The organism is Alteromonas sp., from assembly GCF_984505615.1.
On record NZ_CFHOXV010000034.1, the window covers coordinates 42300 to 50360 of the forward strand.

General features: G+C 47.4%; 10 protein-coding genes and 1 pseudogene. All 11 read left to right on the forward strand.

Annotated features, from left to right (window positions below):
- Positions 1-217, forward strand: a pseudogene (gene gidA / locus AC4PME_RS15955) (tRNA uridine-5-carboxymethylaminomethyl(34) synthesis enzyme MnmG); the annotation flags it as partial.
- Positions 214-855 (forward strand): 16S rRNA (guanine(527)-N(7))-methyltransferase RsmG, encoded by a 642-nt coding sequence (rsmG, locus tag AC4PME_RS15960; protein ID WP_491044876.1) that lies wholly within the window; start codon positions 214-216, stop codon positions 853-855. The pseudogene gidA and the gene rsmG, both read left to right, overlap by 4 nt.
- A gap of 10 nt (positions 856-865) precedes the next feature.
- Entirely contained in the window at positions 866-1657 is a 792-nt protein-coding gene (locus AC4PME_RS15965) for a ParA family protein (RefSeq protein WP_119503216.1), read from the forward strand.
- 57 nt (positions 1658-1714) lie between these two features.
- Complete coding sequence (locus AC4PME_RS15970) at positions 1715-2596, forward strand: ParB/RepB/Spo0J family partition protein (protein WP_119503215.1); 882 nt, start codon at positions 1715-1717, stop codon at positions 2594-2596.
- A 302-nt stretch (positions 2597-2898) separates the two neighbouring features.
- Positions 2899-3180: an ATP synthase subunit I gene (locus tag AC4PME_RS15975; protein ID WP_474848837.1), complete on the forward strand. Its 282-nt coding sequence runs from the start codon at positions 2899-2901 to the stop codon at positions 3178-3180.
- A gap of 93 nt (positions 3181-3273) precedes the next feature.
- A complete protein-coding gene (atpB, locus tag AC4PME_RS15980; RefSeq protein WP_119503213.1) occupies positions 3274-4134 on the forward strand; it encodes a F0F1 ATP synthase subunit A in 861 nt (286 codons plus the stop codon).
- A gap of 102 nt (positions 4135-4236) precedes the next feature.
- Positions 4237-4458 (forward strand): F0F1 ATP synthase subunit C, encoded by a 222-nt coding sequence (atpE, locus tag AC4PME_RS15985; RefSeq protein WP_012520222.1) that lies wholly within the window; start codon positions 4237-4239, stop codon positions 4456-4458.
- Between the two features lie 44 nt (positions 4459-4502).
- Positions 4503-4973 (forward strand): F0F1 ATP synthase subunit B, encoded by a 471-nt coding sequence (gene atpF / locus AC4PME_RS15990; protein ID WP_119503212.1) that lies wholly within the window; start codon positions 4503-4505, stop codon positions 4971-4973.
- A 14-nt stretch (positions 4974-4987) separates the two neighbouring features.
- Positions 4988-5521: a F0F1 ATP synthase subunit delta gene (gene atpH / locus AC4PME_RS15995; RefSeq protein ID WP_119503211.1), complete on the forward strand. Its 534-nt coding sequence runs from the start codon at positions 4988-4990 to the stop codon at positions 5519-5521.
- A gap of 13 nt (positions 5522-5534) precedes the next feature.
- Positions 5535-7076: a F0F1 ATP synthase subunit alpha gene (atpA, locus tag AC4PME_RS16000; protein ID WP_119503210.1), complete on the forward strand. Its 1542-nt coding sequence runs from the start codon at positions 5535-5537 to the stop codon at positions 7074-7076.
- Positions 7077-7133: 57 nt separating this feature from the next.
- Positions 7134-7994 carry a F0F1 ATP synthase subunit gamma gene (gene atpG, locus AC4PME_RS16005; RefSeq protein WP_119503209.1) on the forward strand — a complete coding sequence of 287 codons (861 nt, stop codon included), beginning with the start codon at positions 7134-7136 and terminating at the stop codon, positions 7992-7994.
- Positions 7995-8061: the final 67 nt, after the last annotated feature.

Genomic DNA, 8061 nt, shown 5'->3' on the forward strand with positions numbered 1-8061 from the left:
GCAACGCCATGAAAATACGTTGCTGCCAATGGACTTCGATTACAGTAAAATATCCGGTCTTTCAAACGAAGTGGTGGCCAAGCTTACCGAAGCCAGACCGGAAACCATTGGTAAGGCATCGCGGATCTCGGGTATTACGCCGGCGGCTATTTCGTTGTTGCTGGTGTATCTGAAAAAGCATGGCATGTTACGTAAACAGGAATTAAAGACAGCGTGAGTAACGTCGATACTGTAAAACTCAATGAAATTTTGTTGCAGGGCTGCGAAAAGTTAGCGCTGGACATCACCACTGAACAGGCTGATAAGCTCACCGGATATGTTCAGCGTATCGACAAATGGAATAAAGCCTACAACCTTACCTCGGTGCGCGATCCTGAGCAGATGATGGTAAAACATATTCTTGACTCACTGGCCGTTACCCGGTTTGTCAGCGGTAAGCGGGTTATCGATGTGGGTACCGGACCGGGCCTGCCCGGCATGCCTCTGGCTATTATGTTGCCGGATATTGAATTCACGTTACTGGATAGTTTGGGCAAACGTGTCCGGTTTATGAAACAATGTGCATTCGAACTTGGTCTGACAAATGTCACTCCTGTGTACAGTCGCGTAGAAGAGCATGAACCTGCACAACCTTACGATATTGTGTTGAGCCGTGCTTTTGCGTCGTTGAAAGATATGTTGCACTGGTGCCAGCATCTGGTAGATTCATCAGGAGTCTTTTTTGCTCTGAAGGGACAATTTCCTCAAAGTGAGATAGACGAAGTAAGTGATCACTTCCAGATCGGGTCCGTAGAGGCGTTATCCGTGCCGGATCTGACCGGAGAGCGTCATTTAGTAACTATTCGAAAAGTTTGACGGGTGCACAGTGGCGAAGGTAATCGCAATAGCGAATCAAAAAGGTGGTGTGGGCAAAACAACCACAGCAGTGAATGTTGCGGCGTCTATGGCTGCGACCAAGCGTAAAGTGCTGCTTATCGATCTGGATCCTCAGGGCAATGCCACCATGGCCAGCGGTGTTGATAAATACGAAGCAGAATGCACGTGTTTTGAATTACTGATTGAAGAAAAGCCTGTTGATGAAGTCATCATCAAAAATACGTCAGGAAAATACGATCTTATTGCCGCAAACGGTGATGTCACGGCAGCTGAAATCAAACTGATGGAAATGTTTGCCCGTGAAGTCCGTCTGCGTAATTCACTCAAGCCGGTGATGGATTATTACGATTTTGTTTTTATTGACTGCCCGCCCTCACTTAACCAGCTTACCGTTAATGCGCTGGCTGCGGCTGATTCAGTACTGGTACCTATGCAGTGTGAATACTATGCCCTTGAAGGTTTAACAGCGCTGATGGATACCATTCAGAAACTGGCTTCGGTGGTAAACCCTGAATTGAAAATTGAGGGTGTACTGCGCACCATGTACGATCCCCGAAATCGTCTGGCCAATGATGTGTCTGAACAACTGAAACGTCATTTTGGTGAACAGGTTTACCGCACGGTCATTCCCCGCAACGTGAGACTGGCCGAAGCGCCCAGTTTCAGCATGCCCGCCATGTACTATGATAAATCATCGGCAGGCGCAAAAGCGTACCTGTCTCTGGCCGGTGAAATTCTTCGCCGCCGTGAGAAGACATTACAGCCCGCAAAAGCCAGTTAATCTGTTAAACTAGCCAAAAATCTGTTTGTCTTAATCGCTTGAGTCATTGAGGAATATATGTCTGCTAAGAAAAGAGGACTCGGTCGGGGCCTGGATGCATTGCTGGCGACCAGTCAGTCTTCCGCTGCCCGTCGTGAACAGGAAACTGACAGCACTGCGGCATCGCAAAGTGAATTGAGTAAGCTGCCGGTCGAATTTTTGAAGCCGGGGAAATATCAGCCCCGTAAAGACATGTCTCCCGAAGCGCTTGAAGAACTGGCGTCTTCTATCCGTTCCCAGGGCGTTATTCAACCGATTGTGGTGCGTACACTGGGCAAAGACCAGTACGAAATTATTGCCGGTGAACGACGCTGGCGGGCTGCCCAGCTTGCGCAACTCGACGTTGTGCCTTGTCTCATCAAAGACGTGCCGGATGAAGCGGCTGTGGCCATTGCACTGATTGAAAATATTCAGCGTGAAGATTTAAACGCCATGGAAGAGGCACAGGCCCTTGAGCGTCTAATGAACGAGTTTGAACTTACCCATGCACAAACCGCTGAGGCGGTGGGTAAATCCCGGGCGACGGTAACAAATTTACTGCGCCTGAATAACCTCAATGATGATGTCAAAACCTTGCTTGAGCACGGCGATATTGAAATGGGTCATGCCCGGGCGCTGCTCGGACTCACCGGCGGTCAGCAATCTGAAGTGGCTCAGGTCGTATCCGGAAAAGGTTTAACGGTAAGAGACACAGAAAAATTAGTACGCAAATGTCTGGAGCCGGCGAAGCCAAAACCGGAAAAAACCGTTGATCCGGATGTGCAAAGTCTGATGACCCGCCTGTCTGATAACCTTGGTGCGCCGGTCGTGATTGACCATAACGCTAAAGGAAAAGGTAAAATTACTATCAACTTCAATGATTTAGAACAGCTGGACGGTATCCTTTCTAAAATACACTAATCCACTTTACGGCCATAGTTAGCAAAATGTTAACGGTGGTCGTTATTCCCGCACTTTTCGCGTACAATGCGTTTCGTCCTGTTATTCGATAAGAAAATTTTCAGAATAACTTTCAAAACGCGATGTATGGTTGAAAATTATCGGTAAAACAGTATACTTCTGACGCTTTTTATTTGGGCTCAAATAAGCATAAAACAATGGTGAACAGAGATTTGGCAGGGGCCGGTAAAAAACTTGCCAGACATGCCTTGCAGATTCAGGTAATTGTCATGACTCTGCTGGTCATCATCAGCGCCTGGGCGATGTCCGTTGAAGTAGCGAAATCAGCTGCTATTGGCGCGTTAATCAGCATTCTGCCCAACGCGATTTTTGCGTTATTCGCATTTCGTTACTCCGGTGCCAGTAAAAATGAACTGGTAGTACGGAGCTTCAGCCAGGGAGCCAAACTGCGCCTGGTTTTAGCAGTTATTTTATTTGTGGTGGCTTTTAAATTTTTGCATGCGATACCCGAAGCGGTTTTTGCAGCATTCGCCGTCACAACTGTCAGCTATTGGCTGGCAATGTTTCGTCAACAAAAACGATAACAAAAAGACAGAGTGATACCTTGGTAGCAAGACCAGGGTCTTACAGACGAAACGCCGGAAAGTTTTTACACTTTAATTTTTTTAGGTTGAAACATGGCATCTGAGATTACAACACAAGAGTATATTCTCCACCATTTGACCAATGCCACCATGTGCGTCACAGACGACGGGGTGAAATTTAGTCACGGTGAAGAACTGCATAATGTCGCTGAAGTATGTGCTGAAGCGGGTTTCTGGGTTTGGAACATCGATACGATGGGCTGGTCTATCGGTCTGGGTATTCTGTTCCTGTGGTTATTCCGTAAAGTGGCTAAATCAGCTACTTCCGGCGTACCGGGCAAAACCCAGGCGTTTATCGAGCTGGTTGTTGAGTTCGTAAACGACAACGTTCGTGACACCTTCCACGGTAAAAATAATCTCATTGCGCCACTGTCACTGACCATCTTCGTCTGGGTGTTCCTGATGAACCTGATGGACTTGATTCCGGTAGACTTCCTGCCTTCAGCTGCAGGTCAGATTGCTAACGCAGCCACCGGTGTGGACCCGCATCATGTGTACATGAAAGTGGTACCTACCACCGACCTCAACATGACGCTGGCACTGGCGCTGGGCGTATTCTTCCTGATTATTTTCTACTCCATCAAAGTGAAAGGCATTGGTGGTTTCATGAAAGAGCTGACATTCCAGCCTTTCAATCACTGGGCTTTCATTCCGGTTAACTTCATTCTGGAATCTGTTACCCTGCTGGCACGTCCGTTCTCACTGGCGCTGCGACTGTTCGGTAACCTGTATGCCGGTGAATTGATCTTTATTCTTATTGCGACCCTGGGTGTATGGCAGCTGCCTCTGCACTTCCCATGGGCGGTATTCCATATTCTGGTAATCGTGCTTCAGGCCTTCATCTTTATGATGTTGACCATTGTATATCTGAGCCTGGCTCACGAAGACCATTAATGTAGTCCGGATCTTTTGCAATCCCTGGAAAAGAAAGCAAACGATTCAAACTGTTTTACTTTTACACTTTAACTTTAAATTTAACTTAAATCGGAGACGTACATGTTATACATCGCTGTTGCACTACTGATTGGTCTTGGTGCCCTGGGTACCGCTATTGGTTTCGGTCTGCTGGGTGGTAAATTCTTAGAATCTGCTGCTCGTCAACCAGAACTGGCTCCTCAACTGCAAGTTAAGATGTTTATCGTAGCGGGTCTTATCGACGCCATCGCAATGATCGGTGTTGGTATCGCGCTATACCTTCTGTTCGCTGTTGGTGCTTAATTTTTTAAACCCATTTTTTAGCGAACATATGAGGAGGAGCGGTCGTGAACATTAACGCCACTCTAATTGGTCAATTAATCGCGTTTATCGTATTCGTGTGGTTCTGCATGAAGTACGTATGGCCACCATTACTGGGCGCGATTGAAGAGCGTCAGAAGAAAATTGCCGATGGCCTTGAAGCTTCTGAACGCGCTGAAAAAGACCTGGAACTGGCTCAGCAGAAAGCTACTGACCAGTTGAAAGATGCGAAAGCGCAAGCAGCTGAAATTGTCGAGCAAGCCAAAAAGCGTGCTAGTCAACTTGAAGAAAGTGAAAAGCAAAAAGCTTACTCAGAGCGTGAGAAAATCATTGCTTCTGGTTATGCCGAAATTGAAGCTGAACGCAATCGTGCCAAGGAAGAATTACGCGCTCAGGTAGCAGCTTTAGCTGTTGCTGGTGCAGAACAAATTCTTCAACGTGAAATCGACGCAAACGCACAAAACGACATTGTTGAAAAACTTGTCGCTGAGCTATAAGAGGGAGATGAGCCATGTCTGAATTGACAACCGTTGCTCGTCCCTACGCTAAAGCTGCTTTCGATTTTGCTGTCGAACAAAACGCCGTTGCCAAATGGCAGGACATGCTGGTGTTTGCCGGCGAAGTTGCTGACAACGAAGACATGCATCAGTTAATGACTGGTGCTGTTGCCGCTGACCAACTCGCTGAGATTTTCATCAATGTGTGCGGTGAACAGATCGACGAACATGGTCAGAACTTCATTAAGGTTCTGGCTGAGAATAAACGTTTAGTTGCCCTGCCAGCCATTTCAGAGCTGTTTAATGCTTTGAAAGCGGATTACGACAAAGAAATTGAAGTCCAGCTGACTTCTGCTTCTGCATTGTCTGATGCGCAAACTGCTGAAATCAGTGCATCGTTAGAAAAACGTTTGGCACGTAAAGTGAAGCTTAATTGTAACGTGGACCCTGCCCTGGTTGCAGGCTTTGTAGTCAAAGCCGGTGATACAGTTATTGATGGTTCCGTGAAGTCGAAATTGAACCGTCTCGCAGACGCGTTGCAAGCATAACGGGGATAAGAGTATGCAACTTAATTCCACTGAAATTGCAGAACTGATCAAAAAGCGAATTGAACAGTTTAATGTAACCAGTGAAGCTCGCACCGAAGGGACTATCGTCGCAGTAACTGACGGTATTATCCGCATTCACGGCCTGGCCGATGTAATGCAAGGTGAAATGATTGAGCTTCCTGGTAGTCGCTACGCTATTGCACTGAACCTTGAACGAGATTCAGTTGGTGCAGTAGTTATGGGTCCGTATGCGGACCTGCAAGAAGGCACTAAAGTACAATCTACCGGCCGTATCCTTGAAGTACCTGTAGGCCCTGGCCTGCTGGGTCGTGTTGTAAACACCCTGGGTGAGCCTATTGATGGTAAAGGCGCTGTTGAAGCGGCAGGCTATGAGCCAGTAGAAAAAATCGCACCTGGCGTAATCGACCGTCAATCGGTTGATCAACCAGTACAAACTGGCTACAAGTCAGTTGATGCGATGATTCCTGTTGGTCGTGGTCAGCGTGAGCTTATCATCGGTGACCGTCAGTGTGGTAAAACAGCCATGGCTGTTGATGCCATCATTCAACAGAAAGATTCAGGCATTAAGTGTGTTTACGTAGCAGTTGGCCAGAAGGCTTCTACTATTGCTAACGTAGTACGCAAACTGGAAGAACACGGCGCGCTGGCTCACACCATCGTTGTTGCGGCTTCTGCTTCTGAATCTGCTGCTCTGCAGTACCTGGCACCTTACTCTGGTTGTACCATGGGTGAGTACTTCCGTGACCGTGGTGAAGATGCACTGATCGTATATGATGACCTGTCTAAGCAAGCTGTTGCTTACCGTCAGATCTCTCTGCTTCTGAAACGTCCTCCTGGTCGTGAAGCATACCCAGGTGACGTTTTCTACCTCCACAGCCGTCTGCTGGAGCGTGCAGCCCGTGTAAACGACAAGTACGTAGAGCGTTTCACTAACGGTGAAGTTAAAGGTCAAACGGGTTCACTGACGGCACTGCCTATCATTGAAACTCAGGCCGGTGACGTTTCAGCGTTCGTACCTACTAACGTTATCTCAATCACCGATGGTCAGATCTTCCTGGAAACTGACCTGTTTAACGCAGGTATCCGTCCTGCTGTTAACGCCGGTATCTCTGTATCACGTGTTGGTGGTGCTGCTCAGACCAAGATCATTAAGAAATTGGGTGGCGGTATCCGTCTTGCGCTTGCACAGTATCGTGAATTGGCTGCGTTCTCTCAGTTCGCATCTGACCTTGACGAAGCTACACGTGCACAGCTTGAACACGGTGAGCGTGTAACCGAACTGATGAAGCAGAAGCAATATGCGCCTCTGTCAATCGCTGATATGGGTGTGTCTCTGTACGCCGTTGAGAAAGGCTTCTTAAAAGATGTAGAACTGGGCAAAATCCTTGATTTTGAATCAGCCCTGCACGCTTACATGAACAGCGAACACGCTGAGCTGATGAAGTCTATCAATGCAACCGGCAACTACAACGACGATATTGATTCTCAGTTGAAAGACGCTTTAACGAAGTTCAAAGCAACTCAAACTTGGTAATCAATGGTGCTGGCTTTCGTAGTCAGCACAATTCGTTGAGTAATCGGAGAGATAATCATGGCCAGCGGTAAAGAGATTAAAGGTAAAATTGGGAGTATCAAAAATACTCAAAAGATTACCAGTGCGATGGAAATGGTTGCTGCGTCGAAAATGAAAAAGGCGCAGGAACGTATGGCTCATGGCCGTCCATACGCGCAAAGCATGCTAAAAGTGATTGGTCACATTGCTAACGGTAACCTTGAGTACCGTCACCCTTATCTTGAAGAGCGTGACGTGAAACGGGTTGGCTTTATCGTAATTTCTACTGACCGCGGATTATGCGGCGGCCTGAACACTAATGAGTTCAAGCTGGTCACCCAGAAAGCGAAAGCGTATCGCGATCAGGGTGTTGAAGTAGATTTTGCAGCGTTAGGTTCGAAGGCTTGTGCATTCTTTAACCGTTTTGGTGGTAAGCTACTTGCCGCAGAAACAGGTTTAGGTGATGCGCCTTCGGTAAGCGATGTAGTGGGTGTGGTACGCGTAATGTTACGCGCCTACGACGAAGGCACACTGGATAAGATTTATCTGGTGTACAACAACTTCGTTAACACCATGTCGCAAACGCCTGTGATGAATCAATTATTGCCTTTGCCAAAGTCAGAAGATGAGACACTGAAGCATCGTTGGGATTACATCTACGAGCCGGATCCAAAAGAAATTCTGGAATCCTTAATGGTTCGTTACATCGAATCCCAGGTATATCAGGGTGTTGTGGAAAACGCAGCGTCAGAACAAGCAGCACGTATGGTTGCAATGAAAGCGGCAACAGATAACGCCGGCAACCTTATCGATGATCTGCAACTGGTATACAACAAGGCCCGTCAGGCTGCAATCACACAGGAAATCAGTGAGATTGTATCCGGCGCCGCAGCGGTGTAGGCAAAGGTTTAGAAGAGATAACGAGGACTAATTATGAGTCAAGGTAAGGTCGTCCAAATCATTGGCG

What these genes read in the sequence shown, in the direction of transcription:
- AC4PME_RS15970 (WP_119503215.1), top strand. Translation starts at nt 1,715, where the DNA reads ATGTCTGCTAAGAAAAGAGGACTCGGTCGGGGCCTGGATGCATTGCTG.
- AC4PME_RS15975 (WP_474848837.1), top strand. Translation starts at nt 2,899, where the DNA reads ATGTCCGTTGAAGTAGCGAAATCAGCTGCTATTGGCGCGTTAATCAGC.
- atpB (WP_119503213.1), top strand. Translation starts at nt 3,274, where the DNA reads ATGGCATCTGAGATTACAACACAAGAGTATATTCTCCACCATTTGACC.
- atpE (WP_012520222.1), top strand. Translation starts at nt 4,237, where the DNA reads ATGTTATACATCGCTGTTGCACTACTGATTGGTCTTGGTGCCCTGGGT.
- atpH (WP_119503211.1), top strand. Translation starts at nt 4,988, where the DNA reads ATGTCTGAATTGACAACCGTTGCTCGTCCCTACGCTAAAGCTGCTTTC.
- atpA (WP_119503210.1), top strand. Translation starts at nt 5,535, where the DNA reads ATGCAACTTAATTCCACTGAAATTGCAGAACTGATCAAAAAGCGAATT.
- atpG (WP_119503209.1), top strand. Translation starts at nt 7,134, where the DNA reads ATGGCCAGCGGTAAAGAGATTAAAGGTAAAATTGGGAGTATCAAAAAT.